This window comes from Bacillus sp. AFS001701 (assembly GCF_002559405.1).
Lineage (GTDB): Bacteria > Bacillota > Bacilli > Bacillales > Bacillaceae_G > Gottfriedia.
This window is the reverse complement of sequence record NZ_NTZO01000266.1, coordinates 1-18761: the sequence shown is the minus strand read 5'-3', so window position 1 is coordinate 18761 and position 18761 is coordinate 1. Positions and strand designations below refer to the sequence as shown.

Annotated in this window: 18 protein-coding genes and 1 pseudogene; 15 read left to right on the top strand and 4 right to left on the bottom strand. The window is 34.4% G+C overall.

Annotation, left to right across the window (positions count from 1 at the left end; translation table 11 throughout):
• On the top strand, positions 1-979 hold a 979-nt coding region (locus CN514_RS17335), incomplete at its 5' end, for a DNA internalization-related competence protein ComEC/Rec2 (RefSeq protein WP_217993934.1).
• Positions 980-1019: 40 nt separating this feature from the next.
• On the opposite strand, the gene CN514_RS17330 is transcribed toward CN514_RS17335, so the two are convergent.
• Entirely contained in the window at positions 1020-1154 is a 135-nt protein-coding gene (locus CN514_RS17330; protein WP_097978154.1) for a YqzM family protein, read from the bottom strand.
• Between the two features lie 209 nt (positions 1155-1363).
• Between CN514_RS17330 and holA the strand changes: the two genes are divergently transcribed.
• Entirely contained in the window at positions 1364-2368 is a 1005-nt protein-coding gene (gene holA / locus CN514_RS17325; protein WP_176525948.1) for a DNA polymerase III subunit delta, read from the top strand.
• Between the two features lie 192 nt (positions 2369-2560).
• On the top strand, positions 2561-2935 hold the full coding sequence (locus tag CN514_RS17320; protein ID WP_098233671.1) for a nucleotidyltransferase domain-containing protein: 375 nt from the start codon (positions 2561-2563) through the stop codon (positions 2933-2935).
• A gap of 418 nt (positions 2936-3353) precedes the next feature.
• Here the strand turns inward: CN514_RS17320 and rpsT are convergent, their stop codons facing one another.
• Positions 3354-3620 carry a 30S ribosomal protein S20 gene (gene rpsT / locus CN514_RS17315; RefSeq protein ID WP_098233670.1) on the bottom strand — a complete coding sequence of 89 codons (267 nt, stop codon included), beginning with the start codon at positions 3618-3620 and terminating at the stop codon, positions 3354-3356.
• A 219-nt stretch (positions 3621-3839) separates the two neighbouring features.
• Between rpsT and gpr the strand changes: the two genes are divergently transcribed.
• The 11 genes from gpr (at position 3840) to mtaB (ending at position 16904) form a co-directional block, all read left to right on the top strand.
• Positions 3840-4940, top strand: a complete 1101-nt coding sequence (gene gpr / locus CN514_RS17310) for a GPR endopeptidase (protein ID WP_098233669.1) — start codon at positions 3840-3842, stop codon at positions 4938-4940.
• A 24-nt stretch (positions 4941-4964) separates the two neighbouring features.
• Positions 4965-5315, top strand: a complete 351-nt coding sequence (locus tag CN514_RS17305; protein ID WP_069035097.1) for a DUF3679 domain-containing protein — start codon at positions 4965-4967, stop codon at positions 5313-5315.
• Between the two features lie 109 nt (positions 5316-5424).
• Positions 5425-7245, top strand: coding sequence for a translation elongation factor 4 (gene lepA, locus CN514_RS17300; protein ID WP_098233668.1), 1821 nt, complete (start codon positions 5425-5427; stop codon positions 7243-7245).
• A 262-nt stretch (positions 7246-7507) separates the two neighbouring features.
• Positions 7508-8644 (top strand): radical SAM family heme chaperone HemW, encoded by a 1137-nt coding sequence (gene hemW, locus CN514_RS17295; protein ID WP_098233667.1) that lies wholly within the window; start codon positions 7508-7510, stop codon positions 8642-8644.
• A gap of 190 nt (positions 8645-8834) precedes the next feature.
• Positions 8835-9863, top strand: coding sequence for a heat-inducible transcriptional repressor HrcA (hrcA, locus tag CN514_RS17290; protein WP_069035094.1), 1029 nt, complete (start codon positions 8835-8837; stop codon positions 9861-9863).
• 57 nt (positions 9864-9920) lie between these two features.
• On the top strand, positions 9921-10493 hold the full coding sequence (gene grpE, locus CN514_RS17285) for a nucleotide exchange factor GrpE (RefSeq protein WP_056472839.1): 573 nt from the start codon (positions 9921-9923) through the stop codon (positions 10491-10493).
• Between the two features lie 94 nt (positions 10494-10587).
• The gene (dnaK, locus tag CN514_RS17280; protein WP_098233666.1) at positions 10588-12411 is read left to right on the top strand and encodes a molecular chaperone DnaK; all 1824 of its coding nucleotides are present in this window, start codon (positions 10588-10590) and stop codon (positions 12409-12411) included.
• Between the two features lie 170 nt (positions 12412-12581).
• The gene (gene dnaJ / locus CN514_RS17275) at positions 12582-13712 is read left to right on the top strand and encodes a molecular chaperone DnaJ (protein WP_098233665.1); all 1131 of its coding nucleotides are present in this window, start codon (positions 12582-12584) and stop codon (positions 13710-13712) included.
• A gap of 148 nt (positions 13713-13860) precedes the next feature.
• Positions 13861-14811: a 50S ribosomal protein L11 methyltransferase gene (gene prmA / locus CN514_RS17270; protein ID WP_097978147.1), complete on the top strand. Its 951-nt coding sequence runs from the start codon at positions 13861-13863 to the stop codon at positions 14809-14811.
• A gap of 1 nt (position 14812) precedes the next feature.
• Complete coding sequence (locus tag CN514_RS17265; RefSeq protein ID WP_098233664.1) at positions 14813-15565, top strand: 16S rRNA (uracil(1498)-N(3))-methyltransferase; 753 nt, start codon at positions 14813-14815, stop codon at positions 15563-15565.
• Between the two features lie 4 nt (positions 15566-15569).
• Positions 15570-16904: a tRNA (N(6)-L-threonylcarbamoyladenosine(37)-C(2))-methylthiotransferase MtaB gene (gene mtaB, locus CN514_RS17260; protein ID WP_098233663.1), complete on the top strand. Its 1335-nt coding sequence runs from the start codon at positions 15570-15572 to the stop codon at positions 16902-16904.
• A gap of 74 nt (positions 16905-16978) precedes the next feature.
• Here mtaB and CN514_RS17255 read toward each other — a convergent pair.
• Positions 16979-17632: pseudogene (locus CN514_RS17255) on the bottom strand (S8 family serine peptidase); the annotation flags it as partial.
• A 149-nt stretch (positions 17633-17781) separates the two neighbouring features.
• Between CN514_RS17255 and CN514_RS17250 the strand changes: the two are divergent.
• Complete coding sequence (locus CN514_RS17250) at positions 17782-17976, top strand: hypothetical protein (RefSeq protein WP_098233662.1); 195 nt, start codon at positions 17782-17784, stop codon at positions 17974-17976.
• A 57-nt stretch (positions 17977-18033) separates the two neighbouring features.
• Here CN514_RS17250 and CN514_RS17245 read toward each other — a convergent pair.
• A partial coding sequence (locus tag CN514_RS17245; RefSeq protein ID WP_353652076.1) for a Rossmann-fold NAD(P)-binding domain-containing protein occupies positions 18034-18761 on the bottom strand: 728 nt, incomplete at its 5' end.

Sequence of the window (18761 nt, the reverse complement as noted above, 5' to 3'; positions counted from 1 at the left end):
TATATATATCGTGCTAATATTTTTAATTTTATACTTTATGGAAAGCCAGAAGGGGAAGAAATTATTGATGAATTGCCTGATTGTATTTTTTATTCTTATTTTAGGGCATTTATTATATCCCTCTATTAACCCAGTTGGAAAGATTATATTTATAGATGTAGGACAAGGTGACTGTATACTTATAAAATTGCCTTTTAATAAAGGGAATTATGTAATTGATACAGGAGGTAAGTTAACTGGAAAAGAAGAAACGTGGATGAAGCGTAAAAAACCATTTTCAACTGGCAATGATTTATTAATTCCAATATTAAAAGGAGAAGGAATTAGTAAAATAGATAAATTAATATTTACTCATGGTGACATTGATCATATTGGAGGTGGAAAGGAGGTGCTACAGTCATTTAATGTAAAACAATTAATCGTAGGTGACAAGACGAAATTTACTTCAGCAGAAAAAGAAAGAATTAATATAGCCATAAAAAATGGAGTCGAGATTAAAAAAATAAGCGAAGGTATGAGTTGGAAAATCGGTGCAAACAATTTTCAGGTGATTTCACCAATTAAAGACTATGTAGGTGAGGAAAACCAAGGGTCAATTGTTTTAAAGGCACACATAGGCGGGATAAATTGGATATTTTCAGGTGATTTAGATGAAAATGGAGAAATTCGGCTGATTTCTAAATATCCTGATTTAAAGGCAGATGTTTTGAAAATAGGACATCATGGGAGCAAAACATCCACTTCCGAAAAATTTATTAAAGCAGTTAAGCCTAAAATTGGCATTATTTCAGTTGGAGAAAAAAATCGATATGGTCATCCAACAAAAGAAGTACTTGATCGATTAAAAAAGTACAATGTTAAAATCTTACGTACTGATGAACTTGGTGCAATAACTTATGAATTTAAAAGAGGACAAGGTACCATATATACATTTAAAGCATATCGTAAAACAAATAACAGAAACCAAGAAGGAAATTAAAAAAGACTGCCGAGGCAGTCCCGTCATTTGATTCTATGTATTATCGCGTAACAAACTCCACAATTGTTGCGATGATAAATAGAGTTGCGAAGAAACCAAATGAAACAGCAAAGCCAACGCCAGAATCTGTTGAATCATTACGTTTGCTTTGAACATTTTTTTCAAAAGTATTCACAAATAACCCCTCCTAATTCAATTTTAGTATAAATCAATCTAACTAAAAAATCCATAGTATGTTTGTTTTAGTTATACCGTTTTAAATGAAGAAACCGGGTCTTTATTTAAAACGTTAATATAAATTAGAGATTAGTATTTACTAATCTCTTCCTTCTCATGTAGGACATGTTATACTATACTAAGAAAATTAGTGTAGAGGTGCAAAACATGATTAATGATTTACATAAAAAATTGAAAAAGAACGTGTCGCCAATGTATTTATTGGTAGGTACTGAAGATTTTTTACTTCAAGAAGCAGAAAACTTAATCGTGAAAGCAGCTTTACAAGGAGAAATTGATGATTTTAACTATCAAACATATGATTTAAAAGAGTCTTATTTAAGTGAAGCTCTTGAGGATGCTCAAACACCGTCCTTTTTCGGTGGAAACAAAGTCATCATCATAAAATCATGTTTGTTTTTAACAGCTCAAAAAGAAAAAATTATACAAGATATAGAACCGCTATTTGATTATATTGAAAATCCTGCTCCTTTTACTACTGTTGTTTTTGTTGCTCCTTTTGAAAAACTGGATGAGCGGAAAAAAGTAACAAAAGCAATAAAAAAACAAGTAGAGTTAGTTGAGTGTCATCCTGTTGAAACGAGTAATTTAGACGGCTGGATTAAAGAGCGGTTCACTGGGAATGTGACGATTACGAAAGAAGCAATTGAAAAATTAAAATTACTCGTTGGAAATAATTTATCAATCTTAAAACTTGAATGTGAGAAGCTACAATTGTTTATTGGGAATGAAGGAGAAGTTGATGCTGACCTAGTAGAAATGATGGTAGCAAAAACAATTGAACAAAACGTTTTTGCTCTTATCGAAAAAACAGCAGTAAGACAGACAACTGTGGCACTTAAAATTCTTCATGAATTATTATTTATAGGTGAAGAACCGATAAAAATTGTTGCATTGTTAGCTAGTCAGTTTAGATTATTGTACGGAATAAAACAATTATCAAGTAGTGGATATTCAAATAATCAAATTGCCTCATCAGTTGGTGTATCACCGGGAAGAGTGTTTTATGGACAAAAGCAAGCGAATAACTTTCAAGCAAGTGAATTGAAAGAAGCAATACGATTAATTGCTGAAGTTGATTATAAAATGAAGACTGGTCAAGGAGATAAGATCATGATCCTTGAAATGTTGATTCTTCAATTAAATAAATAATTGTAACAAATTCATTTTTAAATTTTAAAATTAAAAAACAAATAAAATGGCAGTCCAATAGCATTAAATTGGACTGCCATTTTTATGATATAAATAGGCTGCCATTTTCAGTCTATAACCTTTTACAATTTGTTATAATGAAGTATTTGTGAATATTTACCGAATAATGCTATTTGGGAGATGGGTGAGTGAATGAAGGAAATTCCTAAAGATATCAACGGTGTTTTAGATACATACTTTCATTATATTGATTTAAAAATACCCAATTTAATCGATTCTTTTTATCTTTATGGATCGATTACATGGGGTGCTTTTAAAAATGGATTTAGTGATATCGATTTTATTACTGTTGTTAAGCGCAAAGTATCTGATGCCGATTTAGAAATGCTGAAAGAAATTCATAAAAATGTGCAAAGAAAATTTCCTAATACTTTATTGGATGGGTGGTATATTCTTAATGAGGATATCGAGTCCTTAAATGAAGACAGAAATTCAAGTATTTCAATGATGGGAAGTTTCAAGGTTTACATAAGTTTCAAAAGAACTCAATCGATACTTTCCAAATAAAAAAATACGGAATAACTGTCAGAGGACTAAATATTGATGATGTGGATATCTCGGTAAACTGGGATACAATACTATCTAATATGGGAGATAATCTTAATTCTTATTGGCTTAGCTGGGTAAACGATTGTAAGAAGCTCTCTACAGTTAAATACTTGAATTTATATGTCAGTTTAAGAAGTATTGAATGGGGGATTTTGGGAGTTTCTCGACTTTATTATACATTTAAGGAAAAAGATATTACATCAAAAGTGATTATATGGAGTTTATGATTCAAGAATGTAATAAACTTATTTGATAAGCGATCCAATCTTTTAAAACTAACATATATGGTTCGATTGCAAATATGAATTAAAAAACGCTAGTGAAAAACTTTATTGCACGAAAAAATGGTGTCTCAGATGAGACACCATTTAATTCATTACGCGTTCATAGCGTTAATTTTTTTAGCTAAACGAGACTTTTGACGTGAAGCAGCGTTTTTGTGGATTAGATTGCTGTTAACAGCTTTATCTAATTTTTTAGAAGCAGTTAATAAAGCTTCTTGCGCTTTTTCAGTTTCGTTATTAGTAACTAAAGCTTCAACAGTTTTCACTGCAGTACGCATTTCTGATTTTAGAGATGCGTTGTGAGCACGATGAGCTTCAGCTGTTTTTACACGTTTAATAGCTGATTTAATATTTGGCATACCTTTCACCTCCCGAATGCAGTCGAGAAATTTGCCTCGAATACAAATAGAACAAAACTTATTTTATCAAAACAAGTCCCATTTGGCAATAGAATTCATAAAGCTATTTTCGCCTTTTCAAAAGAAAAATAAACAATTCGTTTAGAATTGTTAACATCTAGCTAAACTAGTTAAGAAGAGAAATGTTAAATTTCGATGAGTATTGTGGAGGCTAGATAAATGAGTGAGTTAGATTTAAGTCAATATAGTGTTCGAACAGATTTAGCAGTAGAGGCAAAAGAAATGCTCGAGGAGCGTGAACAGACAAAGGAAGAAATTACCGGCGTAATCGTCAAAGAACGTGAAGCAGATGGTGTAAGTATTTCTCATGTTCATATTAAAGAATCGGCATCAGAAAGAATCGGTAAAAAGCCAGGGAATTATTTAACACTTCAAGTTCAAGGTATTCGTGAACAAGATACTGAACTGCAAGATAAGGTTGAGAAAGTTTTTGCAAACGAGTTTTCTGCATTCCTAAAAAATTTAGGCATTATGGAAGATCAAACTTGTTTAGTAGTCGGATTAGGAAATTGGAATGTGACGCCTGATGCACTTGGTCCAATGGTTGTTGAAAATTTAGTTGTTACGAAGCATCTTTTTGAACTACAGCCTGAAAGTGTACAAAATGGTTATCGTCCGGTTTGTGCTTTATCCCCTGGTGTAATGGGGATAACTGGTATTGAAACGAGCGATATTATTTCAGGTGTCATTGATAAAGTAAAACCAGATTTTGTTATTGCGATCGATGCACTTGCAGCTAGGTCCATTGAGCGAGTTAATACAACAATCCAAATTACAGATAATGGCATTCATCCTGGTTCCGGAATAGGGAATAAACGTAAGGAATTAAGTAAAGAAACACTAGGTATTCCGGTAATTGCTATAGGCGTTCCAACTGTTGTTGATGCTGTTGCTATTACAAGTGATACCATTGACTTCATTTTAAAACATTTTGGACGTGAAATAAAAGAGGGAGACAAGCCTGCTAAAGCGCTAATCCCTTCAGGAATGGCATTTGGAGAAAAGAAAAAGTATACAGACGAAGATATGCCTAGTGAAAAGGAACGAATGGCATTTATGGGGATTGTAGGAACACTTGAAGAGAATGAGAAACGGAAATTAATTCATGAAGTACTGTCACCACTAGGTCATAACTTAATGGTTACACCAAAAGAAGTGGATACTTTTATTGAAGATATGGCAAATATTATTGCTGGCGGTATGAACGCTGCTCTGCATTCTAAAATTAATCAAGACAATATGGGCTCATATACTCATTAATAGTTAGTAAGTGAGGAGAAACAAATGAAATATATGGTTCGGTATTTTACGCTAATTATCATTTTTTCGATAACAATCATTACTTGTATGCAAGTTGCGAAAGATGGAATAAGTAAAGTTACTTCGACTGATTACTATCACGTAGACGATGTAGTAAAAATTTCAAAAGAAGATGGGAAAGCTGGTCCAGTACTCTTTGGAAAAGATTACACGAAAGAAGGACTTGCAATTAGAGAAGATCATTTAGAAAGATTAGGGGCATTTAATTATTTTACAGTTGTTGGTAAAGGACTATCCCATTTTGTTACGTATGTAACTGAAAAAGGGGTTAAGATTGTTGAAAAAATTCCTTCTATTATTGATAGCTTTAATTAGACCTTCTAAACTTCATTCGACATATACTGCTAATAGAGATTGAATATTTCCCTATTTTTTTGATATAATCAAAACTATCTATGCTGTCGAGAAATTTAGGAGTGATGAAATGAAGAAAGAGTCAAGATCAGAAAGACAAAAGAGAATTAGAAACTTTTCAATCATCGCACACATTGACCATGGAAAATCTACATTAGCAGATAGAATTCTTGAGAAAACAAATGCATTAACTCAGCGTGAGATGAAGTCTCAGCTATTAGACTCAATGGATTTAGAGCGTGAACGTGGAATTACCATTAAATTAAATGCTGTGCAGTTACAATATAAAGCTAAAAATGGAGAAGAATATATTCTTCATTTAATTGATACACCTGGACATGTCGACTTCACGTATGAAGTTTCACGTAGTTTAGCAGCTTGTGAAGGCGCAATTCTTGTAGTTGATGCTGCACAAGGTATCGAAGCACAAACATTGGCGAATGTATATTTAGCTTTAGACAATGATTTAGAAATTTTACCAGTTATTAATAAGATTGACTTACCGAGTGCAGAGCCTGAACGTGTAAGACAAGAAGTTGAAGATGTAATTGGATTAGATGCTTCTGAAGCGGTATTAGCATCTGCTAAAGCAGGAATCGGAATAGAAGAAATTCTAGAACAAGTTGTAGCAAAAGTACCAGCTCCAACAGGTGATCCAGATGCGCCTTTAAAAGCACTTATTTTTGATTCATTATTCGATCCATATCGTGGTGTTGTAGCTTATATTCGTATCGTAGAAGGTACTGTAAAAGTAGGGCAAAAAATTAGAATGATGGCTACAGGTAAGGAATTCGAAGTAGTTGAAGCTGGAGTATTCACTCCTCGCACTACACAACGTGAAGAATTAACTGTAGGTGACGTAGGTTTCTTAACAGCTTCTATTAAGAATGTTGGAGATACTCGCGTTGGGGATACAATTACCCTTGCTGAAAATCCAGCAACTGAGCCACTACCAGGTTATCGTAAATTAAATCCTATGGTATTCTGTGGATTATATCCAATTGATACTTCTAAATATAATGATTTACGTGATGCACTTGAAAAGCTTCAATTAAATGATGCAGCTCTACAATTTGAAGCAGAAACTTCACAAGCTTTAGGATTTGGTTTCCGTTGTGGGTTTTTAGGATTATTACACATGGAAATCATTCAAGAGCGTATTGAACGTGAATTCAAAATTGATTTAATTACAACAGCACCAAGTGTTATTTATAGTGTTTACACAACAAAAGGCGAAACGATTACAGTTGATAATCCAGCACATATGCCTGACCCTCAATCAATTGATCGAGTGGAAGAGCCTTATGTAAAAGCAAAAATTATGGTTCCAAATGATTTTGTAGGAGCAATCATGGAGCTTTGTCAAAAGAAACGCGGTAACTTTATCGATATGCAATACTTAGATGCAAACCGCGTAACGTTAACATACGAAATTCCATTATCTGAAATTGTTTATGATTTCTTTGACCAATTAAAATCAAGTACAAAAGGCTATGCTTCATTTGACTATGAGTTAATTGGCTACAAAGCGTCTAAACTTGTGAAAATGGATATTTTATTAAACGGTGAACAAGTAGATGCTCTATCATTTATCGTTCATAGAGACGCTGCTTATGATCGTGGAAAAATTATTGTTGAAAAATTAAAAGAACTTATTCCAAGACAACAGTTCGAAGTACCAGTTCAAGCGGCAATTGGACAAAAAATCGTTGCTCGTTCAACAATTAAATCAATGGGTAAAAACGTATTAGCAAAATGTTATGGTGGGGATATCTCTCGTAAACGTAAGCTATTAGATAAGCAAAAAGAAGGTAAAAAGCGAATGAAAGCTGTTGGATCTGTAGAGGTTCCACAAGAGGCATTCATGGCTGTTTTACGTATGGATGACTAATAATTAATAGGAATTCATCCTAAAAATACCACCGTAATTTATTTACGGTGGCATTTTTAATTTAAGAATCATTATTTTTTTACTCAAATTGTTATTAATAAAAAGTAAGATGTAAATAATGATTAACAAGAGTAAAGCGATTAATTAGACAAATATGATAAGAAAATATACAATCATAAAGTTAAAATCAACAAAAGTCCCTGAATCTGCACCTTAGATGGTATTGAATCAGGGGCTTTTCACATAGAAAAGAGGAGAAGGTATGGCATCTTCCGTTTATATTCATATACCATTTTGTCAGCAGATTTGTTACTACTGCGATTTTAATAAATTTATGATGGACCGTCAGCCGGTTGATCAATATTTAGAATATTTAGAGAAAGAAATTGTTGAAAGTTTAAAAAGAAATCCGATTTCAGATTTGAAGACAGTTTTTGTAGGTGGAGGAACTCCAACTGCATTAACATTACCTCAAACTGAGCGCTTAATCGAAATAATTAATAAACATATGATTAAAGGAAAAAAAGAAATCGAAATGACATTTGAAAGTAATCCAAATGAAATTTCAAAAGAGAAGCTTCAGATCTTAAAAGATGGTGGAGTGAATCGAATTAGTTTTGGAGCTCAAACATTTAATGAAGGTTTACTGAAAAAGATTGGAAGAACACATTCACCGAATGAGATAGAAGAAGCAATTCAAACCGCCAAAGAAGTTGGAATTGATAATATTAATCTTGATTTGATGTATGCATTACCTGGTCAAACAATGGAACAATTTGTTGATTCTTTAGATAAAGCAATGAAGTTACCGATTCAGCATATCTCAGCATATTCATTAATTATTGAACCAAAAACGGTTTTTTACATAGAAATGAATAGGGGCAAGCTTAAACCAGCCCCAGAAGAAGATGAAGCGGCTATGTATGACTTTTTAATGAATTATTTAGAGAAAAAGGGCTTTCATCAATATGAAATCAGCAATTTTGAAAAAAATGGGTTAGAAAGTAAGCATAATCTTGTTTATTGGAATAATGATGAGTATTTTGGATTTGGTGCAGGAGCACATGGTTATATTAATGGAATTCGATATTCGAATGCAGGACCATTAAAGAAATATTTTCAGTTGATAGATGATACTGGTGTCCCAATTGTTCATGAGCATACGGTAACGAAGCAAGAAAAGATGGAAGAAGAAATGTTTTTAGGCTTACGTAAAATGCAGGGCGTTTCGGAAAGAAAGTTCCAAGAAAAATTTGGTTCAAACTTTAATGAAGTATTTCCGAACGTAATTGAAAAACTAATGAAAGATGGCTTAGTCGAGATGAATGGAGTATTTCTTCGATTAACCCACAAAGGGAAGTTACTAGGAAACGAAGTATTTCAAGCATTTTTACTTTAAAAGCAGTAAGTGTGAACAGCAGGAGAAGCGGATTAGATAAGTTAGATCTGATGTATTTAATATTTCCTACTCCATTAATCCTGCACTTCTTTTTTCCCGCCCTTAACTTCTTGACATCGTATAAAGGATTTGTTAAGTTAATAATATATTTAGCACTCACTAGATAAGAGTGCTAATAGAGGTGATAAACATGTTGACTGAAAGACAGTTATTGATACTCCAAATTATTATCGATGACTTTATTCGCATGGCACAACCTGTTGGTTCAAGGAGTTTATCTAAAAAGGAAGGTATTTCATTTAGTTCCGCAACGATACGAAATGAGATGGCTGATTTAGAGGAACTTGGTTATATTGAAAAGCCTCATAGCTCTGCAGGTCGAATCCCTTCTGAAAAAGGGTATCGTTTTTATGTAGACCATCTGTTATCACCACAAATTGTTAATGACGATGATGTTCGTTCGATAAAAGGTATTTTTGCCGAGCGTATTTTTGAAATAGAAAAGCTTGTGAAAAATTCAGCCGATATACTATCTGATTTAACAAATTACACAACAATTGCTCTAGGACCAAAAGTTACTGAAAATAAGCTTAAAAATATTCAGCTTATTCCAATAGGACCTAATACAGCAGTATCAATTATTGTGACAGACACAGGTATTGTTAAAAATCGAACAGTAACTATACCACCTGGTGTGTCAATGAGTGATATTGAGAAAATGGTAAATATTTTAAATGAGCGACTAGTAAATGTTCCAATTCATCAAATAAATGACAAGCTTTATAAAGAAATTGCAATGATTTTACGTACGCATATTTCGAATTATGAAAGTGTTATTAAGATGATTGGTGGCACTATTGACGTACCGATTGAACAAAAGCTGATTTTAAGTGGAAAAACGAATATTTTAGCTCAACCAGAATTTCATAATGTTGAGACAATGAAAGTATTGTTAAACATGATTGAAAAGCAAGATGAACTAAAAAGTATTATTCCTTTTGAACAGATGGGTTTAAGTGTCAAAATTGGTAAGGAAAATGAAAAGTCTGGATTAGAAAATGTAAGTATCATAAGCGCAACCTATTCATTAGGTGAAGATCAAATTGGTACAATCGCAGTATTAGGACCAACTCGAATGGAATACTCCCGAGTAATCTCATTAATGCATTTAATAACAGGGCAATTGAATTTATTATTTTCATCTAAGGATGTTGAATAAATCCATTGTGAAAAGAAACAATGGATTACATATAAAAAAATAGGAGGTGAAGGTGACATGACAGAACGTCAGGAAGAACTTTTAAATGAAGAAGTAGTGAATGAAGAAACTACTGTTGAAGAACCTTCAATCTTTACAGAAGAAAATACAGAAGAGAAAACTGACAATGTGAATTCTTCTGAAGAAGAGCTTCAAAAACTTCGTGCTGAAGTGGATGAGAAGGAAAATAAGTACTTACGTCTACATGCTGATTTCGAAAATTATAAACGTCGTGCACTTTTAGACCAACAATCTTTAATGACTTATCGTGCTCAAAGTTTAGTAACTGATTTATTACCAGTACTAGATAATTTCGAACGTGCACTACAAGTTGAAGCAACAGACGAGCAAACTGCTTCTTTAAAACAAGGTATGGAAATGGTTTACCGTTTACTTGTTGAAGCTGTGAAAAAAGAAGGTGTAGAAGAAATCCCAGCACTAGGTGAACAATTCGATCCGAATGTCCATCAGGCTGTAATGCAAGAAAGTGATGATTCTAAACCATCTAATGAAGTTTTACAAGAATTCCAAAAAGGCTATAAGCTAAAGGACAGAGTAATTCGTCCATCAATGGTAAAAGTAAACGAGTAATTAGTTAAGCGTCTATTTAAATCGCTAACATAAATATAAAATTTTTTTAAAAAAACTAAAATATAACTTATGTAAATTTTAGGAGGAACATGCAATGAGTAAAATTATTGGTATTGACTTAGGTACAACTAACTCTTGTGTCGCAGTATTAGAAGGTGGAGAGCCAAAAGTAATTCCGAATCCAGAGGGTGGACGTACAACTCCGTCAGTTGTTGCGTTCAAAAATGGTGAGCGTCAAGTTGGGGAAGTAGCAAAACGTCAAGCAATCACAAACCCTAACACAATCATGTCAATTAAACGTCATATGGGTACTACACATAAAGAAAACATTGAAGGTAAAGATTTTTCTCCACAAGAGATTTCTGCAATTATTCTTCAAAACTTAAAAGCATCTGCTGAAGCTTATTTAGGTGAAGCAGTAACGAAAGCAGTTATTACAGTGCCTGCATACTTCAATGATGCTGAGCGTCAAGCAACTAAAGATGCTGGTAAAATCGCAGGTTTAGAAGTAGAACGTATCATCAATGAGCCAACTGCGGCTGCATTAGCATACGGTTTAGATAAAATGGATGAAGACCAAACAATCTTAGTTTACGACTTAGGTGGCGGTACATTCGACGTTTCAATCCTTGAATTAGGAGATGGAATTTTTGAAGTTAAAGCTACAGCTGGTGACAACCGTTTAGGTGGAGATGACTTCGACCAAGTGATCATTGATTACTTAGTAGCTGAATTCAAAAAAGAAAACGGTGTTGATTTAAGCCAAGATAAAATGGCATTACAACGCTTAAAAGATGCTGCTGAAAAAGCGAAAAAAGATTTATCAGGTATTACTTCAACTCAAATTTCATTACCATTCATTAGCATGGGTGCAGCTGGTCCATTACACTTAGAGTTAAACTTAACTCGTGCAAAATTTGAAGAGCTTTCTCACAACTTAGTTGAAAGAACTTTAGGCCCAACTCGTCAAGCAATGAAGGATTCTGGCTTAACAGCTAGTCAAATTGATAAAGTAATTTTAGTAGGTGGTTCAACTCGAATTCCTGCTGTTCAAGAAGCAATCAAAAAAGAAACAGGAAAAGAACCACACAAAGGTGTAAACCCTGATGAAGTAGTAGCATTAGGTGCTGCAATTCAGGGTGGAGTATTAACTGGTGATGTAAAAGACGTAGTATTACTAGACGTAACACCATTATCATTAGGTATCGAAACAATGGGTGGAGTATTTACTAAGTTAATCGAACGTAATACAACAATCCCAACAAGTAAATCTCAAGTTTTCTCAACAGCTGCTGACAATCAACCTGCTGTAGACATTCACGTACTACAAGGTGAGCGTCCGATGGCTAATGACAATAAAACATTAGGTCGATTCCAATTATCGGATATCCCACCAGCACCACGTGGAATTCCTCAAATTGAAGTATCGTTTGATATCGACAAAAATGGTATCGTAACAGTACGTGCAAAAGACCTTGGTACTCAAAAAGAACAAAACATCGTAATTCAATCTTCTTCAGGTTTAAGTGATGAAGAAGTAGAACGCATGGTAAAAGAAGCAGAATTAAATGCTGATGCAGATGCAAAACGTAAAGAAGAAGTAGATCTTAAAAACGAAGCTGATCAATTAGTATTCCAAGTAGAGAAAACTTTAAAAGATCTTGAAGGAAAAGTTGAAGAAGCAGAGGTTACGAAAGCTAACGAAGCTAAAGACGCATTAAAAACTGCTTTAGAAGCTGGTAACTTAGATGATATTCGTACGAAGAAAGATGCTCTTTCGGAAATCGTTCAAGCTTTATCTATGAAGCTTTATGAGCAAGCTGCTGCTGCTCAACAAGCTGCAGGTGGAGCTGAAGGCGGAGCGAAACAAGACGATGTAGTAGACGCTGAGTTTACTGAAGTTAAGGACGAAAAATAATAACGAAAAGTGGAAGGCGTTTGATGCCTGAAACTAGTGAAAATTTATATTTAAAACATTGAGGGAAGTCAAAGTCAGGGTAGCCTTGGCTTTGACTTTTTCTTTTTCTTTTAGAAATGCACAGGATATGTTAAAATATTCTTTATGTGAAAGGAGCGGATTGTAACACTATGAGTAAACGTGATTACTATGATGTGCTTGGTGTTAGTAAAAGTGCATCACAAGATGAAATAAAAAAATCGTTTCGTAAATTAGCAAAAACATATCATCCGGACGTTAATAAGGATCCTGATGCACCTGAAAAGTTTAAAGAGGTGCAAGAAGCATACGAAAATTTATCAGATGATCAAAAACGTGCTCATTATGATCAGTTTGGTCATACAGATCCAAACCAAGGTTTCGGCGGTGGCGGATTTGGCGGCGGCGGATTCGGTGGATTTGAAGATATTTTCAGTCAGTTTTTTGGTGGTGGCGGTGGACGACGTCGTGACCCGAACGCACCAAGAGCTGGAGCTGATTTACAATATACAATGACGATCCAGTTTGAAGAAGCAGCATTTGGAATGGAAAAAGAAATTGAAATTCCAACTGAAGAAACATGTCATACATGTAGTGGTTCAGGTGCAAAACCTGGTACATCAAAAGAAACATGTAATCATTGTCATGGATCAGGACAAATGAGTGTTGAACAAAATACGCCATTTGGACGTATTGTGAACCGTACGACATGTTCACACTGTCAAGGTACTGGTCAAATTATTAAAGATAAATGTAATACTTGTCATGGTGCAGGCCGAGTGAAAACTCGTAAGAAAATTATGGTTAAAGTACCAGCTGGTATCGATGATGGACAACAAATCCGACTTTCAGGCCAAGGAGAACCAGGTAAAAATGGTGGTCCTGCTGGAGATTTATATATTGCATTCCATGTTCGTGAGCATGAATTCTTTGAACGTGACGGAAATGATGTTTACTGTGAGCTTCCATTAACTTTTGCACAAGCTGCATTAGGTGATGAAGTTGAAGTTCCTACATTGCATGGTAAAGTAAAAACGAAAATTCCTGCTGGAACGCAAACTGGTACTAGAATGCGTTTAAAAGGTAAAGGAATTAAAGATGTACGTGGATATGGTCAAGGTGATCAGCACGTAATCGTAAAAGTTATCACACCAACAAAACTAACAAGCCGTCAAAAAGAATTGCTTGAGGAGTTTTACAATATTGGCAAAGGTCAAAAAGACGACAAACACGATTCTTTCTTTACAAAGTTGAAGCGTGCAGTTAAGAATTTTGGCGACTAATAAGGAAGTTATTAATTCAGTACGTTAGTAAAGGTAAAAAGTGGAAACACTAAATAGAAGAAGTAATTTAAATGGCACCCTCTAATTCTGACTATGATTAGAGGGTATTGCCAAGTAAAGAAGAGAGTATGAATGGAGTTGGTAGTTTATGAAATGGTCAGAATTAAGTATTCACACTACACAGGATGCGGTTGAACCGATTTCTAACATTTTACACGAAGCTGGTGCAAGTGGTGTTGTCATAGAGGATGTGTTTGATTTGACGAAGGAGCGAGCACAGGTTTACGGTGAAATCTACCAACTTAACCCAAAAGATTATCCAGAGGAAGGTGTAATCGTCAAAGCATACCTTCCTGTGAATAGTTTTTTAAACGATACGATCGATGGAATAAAAGAAGCAATCAATAATTTAATATCATATGATATTGATTTAGGAAAAAATACATTTGCTGTGCATGAAGTAAACGAAGAAGATTGGGCGACTGCATGGAAAAAATATTATCATCCAATTTCAATCTCAGATCGATTTACAATTGTACCTTCTTGGGAAGAGTATGAAGTCAAATCGTCAGATGAATTAATTATCGAATTAGATCCAGGAATGGCGTTTGGTACGGGTACTCATCCTACAACTGTTATGTGTATTCGTGCACTTGAGAAAGTTGTTAAATCAACTGACCGTGTAATCGATGTAGGTACTGGTTCAGGAGTATTAAGTATTGCAGCTGCTAAACTTGGCTCTACAAATATAGAAGCTTATGACTTAGACGATGTAGCTGTTCGAAGTGCAAGAGAAAACGTTGTATTAAACAAAGTTGACGATGTTATAAAAGTTGGACAAGGTAACTTACTACAAGGTATTGAAGGTCCATTCCAAGTAGTTGTTGCGAATTTACTTGCTGAAATTATTCTACGTTTCGTAGACGATGTCTTTAATGTTCTAGAACCAGGTGGAACATTTATTTCTTCAGGAATTATTGGTGCTAAACAAGAAGACATCGAAAATGAGCTTAAACGAGTTGGTTTTGAAGTGAAGGAAGTATTACATTTAGAGGACTGGGTTGCAATTATTGCAAAAAAGCCAGAACAAGGAATGTAATATGCAAAGATATTTTATAGAAGAAACGCAGCTTCAAAATGATCTTGTTACAATAACTGGTGATGATGCTCATCATATTGCAAATGTTATGCGAATGAAGCTAGATCAAGAAATCATTTGTACAGTTCCAGGTTCTTCAACTGTTCGTTGTACACTTACAAATATTTCTAGTGAACAAATAACTGCAGCTGTTGTAGAATATGTTGAGAATACAAATGAACTGCCTATATCAATTACGATTGCTAGTGGACTACCAAAAGGTGATAAACTAGAGTTAATCATACAAAAAGGTACGGAGCTTGGTGCTTCTGGTTTTTTACCTTTTGCTGCAGCTAGATCAATTGTTAAATTAGATGATAAAAAAGCTGGTAAAAAGGTTGATAGATGGCAAAAAATTGCAAAAGAAGCGGCTGAACAATCATATCGATTTATTGTACCAACCGTGGAACAGCCAGCATCTTTTCAACAATTACTTAATTCAATACAGTATTATGATGGGTGTATTGTTGCATATGAAGAAAGTGCAAAAACAGGAGAATCAGCAGGACTTGTTCAGACATTCCAGTCATTAAAGGAAGGTTCACGATTATTAGTAATTTTCGGACCAGAAGGTGGTTTGTCAGAGAAAGAAGTTAATCAGCTAGAAGAAAAAGGTGCTAAGCTATGTGGACTTGGACCAAGAATTCTACGAACAGAAACAGCACCATTTTATGTTTTAGCTGCTGCCTCCTTTCATTTTGAATTAATGGGGTGAAGAAATGCCACAAGTAGCTTTTCATACATTAGGCTGTAAAGTTAATCATTACGAAACGGAAGCAATTTGGCAACTGTTTAAAGCAGCAGGCTATGAACGAACTGAATACGAGACAAAAGCTGATGTTTATGTAATTAATACTTGTACAGTTACAAATACAGGTGACAAAAAAAGTAGACAAGTAATCCGTCGTGCCGTGCGTAAAAATCCAGATGCAGTAATTTGTGTAACTGGATGTTATGCACAAACATCTCCAGCCGAAATCATGGCAATTCCTGGGGTGGATATCGTTGTTGGTACACAGGACCGTACTAAAATGCTAGATTATATCGAGCAATATCGAGTAGAGCGTCAACCAATTAATGGCGTAGGAAATATTATGAAAGCACGAGTTTATGAAGAGTTAGATGTACCTGCTTTTACTGACCGTACACGTGCTTCATTAAAAATTCAAGAAGGTTGTAACAACTTCTGTACGTTCTGTATTATTCCATGGGCACGTGGTTTAATGCGTTCTCGTGATCCAAAAGAAGTTGTAAAACAAGCTACGCAATTAGTTGAATCAGGCTATAAGGAAATTGTTTTAACTGGTATTCACACTGGTGGATACGGTCAAGACATGAAAGATTACAACTTAGCAATGCTATTAAAAGATTTAGAAACAGTTGAAGGATTAAAACGTGTTCGTATTTCTTCAATTGAAGCTAGTCAAATTACGGATGAAGTAATTGAAGTTCTTCGTCATTCAAATATTGTAGTTCGTCACTTACACGTACCATTACAATCGGGATCAGATACTGTCCTAAAACGTATGCGTCGTAAATATACAATGGCTGAATTTGCTGAAAGAATTGAAAAATTACGCGAAGTCTTACCAAACTGTTCAATTACATCTGATGTAATCGTAGGTTTCCCAGGTGAATCTGAAGAAGAATTCATGGAAACGTACAATTTCATTCGCGACAATAAATTCTCTGAATTACACGTATTCCCATACTCTAAACGCACAGGTACTCCAGCTGCACGTATGGAAGATCAAGTTGACGAAGAAATTAAAAATGAACGTGTACATCGTTTAATTGAATTATCAAATCAACTTGCAAAAGAATACGCATCAATGTTTGATGGAGATGTTCTAGAAGTTATTCCGGAAGAAAAGTATACTGAAGGTGGCGCAGAAGGACTATTAATTGGTTACACAGACAATTATCTAAAAGTCTTGTTCGAAGGAACAGAAGACATGATCGGTAAAATTGTAAAAGTTAAAATCGCTGAAGCTGGTTATCCAGTAAATAAAGGTGAATTTGTCCGAGTATTAGAAGATGTAGCTGTAAACTAACGATAAAATAAATAAAAGGATAGATAATCTAGAATTCATCTGGATTATCTATCCTTTTTTCATTCTATTTACTGTTATTTGTCATTAGATAAGAAATTAAAAATGTTTGCCTCACCAGAACCAAAAAGTGGATCTTGTCCTTTTTTACCATAATCAAGAGCAGTTTGTTTGATTGCTGCTGCTACTTGAGAAGGATTATATTCAGGGTGAGCTGCTTTAATTATGCCTGCAATACCGGCAACTTTTGGTGCTGCCATAGAAGTTCCATGAAGATATGAATAGCCATGCCATTTTCCATCACTAAATTGTGTTGTTGCATTTGTACCATTTGGATTAGCTGCATTTACACCTACTGGGTATGTAGGATAAGTAGACAAAGTACGATATGTATAATCACGTTTATTTAAAAAGTTACCTGTTGGATTTTGACGATATAAACCATCGTATACAGGCCCGTTATCTCCTCCAGGTGCAGCTACATCGATTACACTTCCATAATTTGAGTAGAAAGCAATACTATCTTTTGACCATTGATTAGACGAAGAAACTGTAAATGTTTTTGAGCCTGCAAGATCCGCATTAGCCTTTAAATCTGGATGGCTAAAGTCAAATCCAGTATCGATTACAGCAACGACGGTGATGACACCTGGTATTTGCGCAGGAACAACTCGTGAAGGTCCCTTTATATCTAAACCGTAAGTTGTTTTCCAATAATCTTGCATATCGTGTTGGGGAATAAATCGATAAAGGGCATACTAGCAATACAAATGAAAAGAACAACATGATATAAACTTTGAAAAGGATAATAATTCCCTCAAACTACCTGTAATTTAAAATTTATAACGATACAAAATATAAATACAGAGGTGAAATAATCATGTCAAAAGATAATCAATCAAGAAAAACTGATGACAATCATATCCACGTTGCTACCAACTCATACTTGGATACGAGCGAAAACGATTCTAATAAAATTAATTATGACGAAGGTGGCAGTCCATACTTAGATACAAGTGAAGACGCATCTTCAGCAGCCAACACAAGACGAGGAGCTCCATATTTAAATACTTAATGGTGAGAGGAATGGGGGAAAGACGGATAAATCTTTTCCCTATACCTTTTTTACTTATCACCTTTCTGCTGTCCTATTTATATCTTCAACCTCAATTAATGGTTTATGATAACCAGTTTTTGCAATATTGATCATTGATCGACCAATTTGTTCTGAAGTTGTTATTGAGTTTGGAAAGACTTTTTTTAGCATCGGATAAATAGGTTTCGTTATGTTATAGCCGTATTGATATAGTTTAGTTTTTGATTTTATATCTTTATGTGGAATAATTGCACCTGGTCGAAACATGTATGCAGCTTTAAATGGTAACTTTAACAAGTCATTTTCTGTTTTTCCCTTCACTCTAGCCCACATTATACGACCTTTCTCAGTACGATCGGTACCTGATCCAGTGACATAAATAAAAGTCATTTGAGGATTCAATATTGATAATGTACGTGCAATGGATAATGTAAGGTCATATGTAATCTTACGATAATCTTCCTCTGTCATTCTAAATGATGAAACACCTAAACAAAAAAAACATGCATCAAACCCAGATAATTGACTCTCAATTGGAGATAAATCAAGCAGATTAGAATGCTTAATTTCATAGAATTTTTCATGTTGAATCCCTGTAGTACTACGACCAATTGAGTAGATCGAGCTAACCGAAGGATCTTGTAAGCATTCTCTTAATACACTTTGACCAACCATTCCTGTTGCTCCAAAAAGTAAAACCTTCATATTGTAACCTCCATAATATATTTTCACCGCTTTAATCTCATGGGCAAATAATAAATGAT